Annotated in this window: 3 protein-coding genes; all 3 read right to left on the bottom strand. The window is 69.7% G+C overall.

The window, feature by feature from the left end:
• Nucleotides 1-34: 34 nt before the first annotated feature.
• Nucleotides 35-934 carry an acetylglutamate kinase gene (gene argB, locus NQ160_RS22395; protein ID WP_257517240.1) on the bottom strand — a complete coding sequence of 300 codons (900 nt, stop codon included), beginning with the start codon at nt 932-934 and terminating at the stop codon, nt 35-37.
• Nucleotides 931-2088: a bifunctional glutamate N-acetyltransferase/amino-acid acetyltransferase ArgJ gene (argJ, locus tag NQ160_RS22390; protein WP_257517239.1), complete on the bottom strand. Its 1158-nt coding sequence runs from the start codon at nt 2086-2088 to the stop codon at nt 931-933. Before argJ ends, argB begins: the two co-directional genes overlap by 4 nt.
• Nucleotides 2085-2381 (bottom strand): Asd/ArgC dimerization domain-containing protein (locus NQ160_RS22385; RefSeq protein WP_374113703.1); only part of this gene is annotated, 297 nt, incomplete at its 5' end. The genes NQ160_RS22385 and argJ, both read right to left, overlap by 4 nt.

Genomic DNA, 2381 nt, shown 5'->3' with positions numbered 1-2381 from the left:
TCGCGCTGGGCGTCGTCCTTCCAGCTGTCTGCGGTCATCCCGCCACCACCTCCGTGCCGATTCCCTGCTCCGTGAAGATCTCCACCAGCAGCGAGTGCGGCTGGCGTCCGTCGATGATCGCAGCGGTGTCGACGCCACCGTCCACGGCGTCGAGGCACGCCTGCATCTTCGGAATCATCCCCGACTCCAAAGTGGGCAGCATGGCGCGCAGGTCGGTCGCCGTCAGGTGCGACACCAGCGAGCTGCGGTCTGGCCAGTCGGCGTAGAGGCCGGGTACGTCGGTGAGGATGATGAGCTTCGTCGCCCCGAGCGCAACGGCGAGGGATGCCGCAGCGGCGTCGGCGTTGACGTTGAGCGACTGCCCGGGGTTGTCGAGGTCGGGCGCGATGCTCGAGACCACCGGGATGCGCCCGGCGGCGAGCTGATCGAGCACCGGCTGCGGATCGACCGCGACGACGTCGCCGACATTGCCGAGGTCGTGCTCGACTCCGTCGACGTGCACGCCACGGCGGCGTCCGCCGAACAGGCCCGCGTCTTCGCCGGACAGTCCGCTCGCGAACGGGCCGTGCGTGTTGATGCGGCTGACCAGCTGGGGGTTGATCTGCCCGGTGAGCACCATGCGCACCACCGAGATCGCCTCGGCGGAGGTGACGCGATACCCGCCCTTGAACTCGCTCGGAATCGACAGCCGGTCGAGCATCTTGGAGATCTGCGGCCCGCCGCCGTGCACGACGACCGGCTTGACCCCGACGAAGCGCAGGTAGGCGATGTCTTCGGCGAAGGCATCCTGCAGCTCGTCGGAGATCATGGCGTTGCCGCCGAACTTGATGACGATGATCTGGTCGCTGAAGCGCTTGAGCCAGGGCAGCGACTCGATCAGCACGCCGGCTTTGACCGCGGCCTCTTCGGGGGTGGTCTGCTGGATGTCGGTCATGAGGAGTACGCGCTGTTCTCGTGGACGTAGTCGTGCGTGAGGTCGTTGGTGAGGATCGTCGCCACGGCGTCGCCGACCTTGAGGTCGATGTGCACGTGGGTCGCGCGGGGGGTGAGGTCGACCTCCTCGCGCGGGCGGTCGGGGCCGCCGGCGGTGCAGACGCGCACGCCGTTCATCCAGACGTCGACGTCATAGGGGTCGAAGGCGGCATCCGTCGTGCCGATGGCGGCCAGCACCCGCCCCCAGTTGGGGTCGTTGCCGAAGATCGCGGCCTTGAAGAGGTTGTTGCGGGCGACCGAGCGGCCGACCGTCACGGCGTCGTCCTCGGTGGCGGCACCGGTGACCTGGATGGTGATGTCGTGGCTCGCGCCCTCGGCATCGCCCTGCAGCTGGCGTGCGAGGTCGCTGCACACCGCGGCGAGCGCGGCGCGGAAGGCATGCGGGTCGGGGACGACGTCGCTGGCGCCGCTGGCGAGCAGCGTCACCTGGTCGTTGGTCGACATGCAGCCGTCGGAGTCGAGCCGGTCGAAGCTCACGCGGGTGGCGGCGCGCAGGTGGGCGTCGGCCTCGGCCGCGTCGATGACCGCGTCGGTCGTGATGACGACGAGCATGGTGGCAAGTCCCGGCGCCAGCATGCCGGCGCCCTTGGCCATGCCCCCGATCGTCCAGCCTTCGCCTCGGAAGACGCTCTGCTTGGAACGGGAGTCCGTGGTCATGATGGCGTGCGCCGCGTCGTCGCCACCGTCGGGACTGAGCGCTGCGATGCCCTTCTCGACCCCGTCGAGCACCTTGGCACGGAAGACCTCGTCGCCGGTGCCGATGAGTCCCGTGGAGCAGACGATGACGTCGCCGGGGCTCACGCCCAGCAGCTCGGCGGTCTTCTCGGCGGTCTGGTGCGTGGTCTGGAAGCCGAACGACCCGGTGAAGCAGTTGGCGCCGCCGGAGTTGAGCACGACTGCCTCGACCACGCCGTCGGCGATGGCCTGCTGCGACCAGATGATGGGGTTCGCCTTGGCGCGGTTGCTGGTGAAGACCGCCGCGCCGACCTTGAGCGGGCCGCGGTTGACGACGATCGCGACGTCCTTGTTACCGGTCGACTTCAGGGCGACGGCGACGCCGGCCGCGTCGAATCCTCGTGCTGCCGTGACGCTCACGGTGCCACTCCGTTCACGCTCAGGCCCGTGGCCTCGGGAAGGCCGAGGGCGATGTTCATCGACTGGATCGCGGCACCCGCGGTGCCCTTGGCCAGGTTGTCGAGCGCGGCCACGACCACCACGCGGTTCGCTGCGCGGTCGATCGCGAGGCCGAGGAGCGCGGTGTTGGCGCCCACGACGTCGGCGGTGCGCGGGAAGTGCCCCTCGGGCAGCAGCTGCACGAACAGCTCGTCGCCGTACGCCTGCTCCCATGCGCCGCGGATGTCGGCATCCGTCGCCCCCGGTGCGATGGG

This window comes from Microbacterium sp. zg.Y909 (assembly GCF_024626565.1).
This window is presented reverse-complemented; position numbering and strand designations above follow the sequence as displayed.

Bases quoted from the DNA above. Each gene is read 5' to 3' on its own strand.
- argB (WP_257517240.1), bottom strand. From the start codon at position 934: ATGACCGACATCCAGCAGACCACCCCCGAAGAGGCCGCGGTCAAAGCC.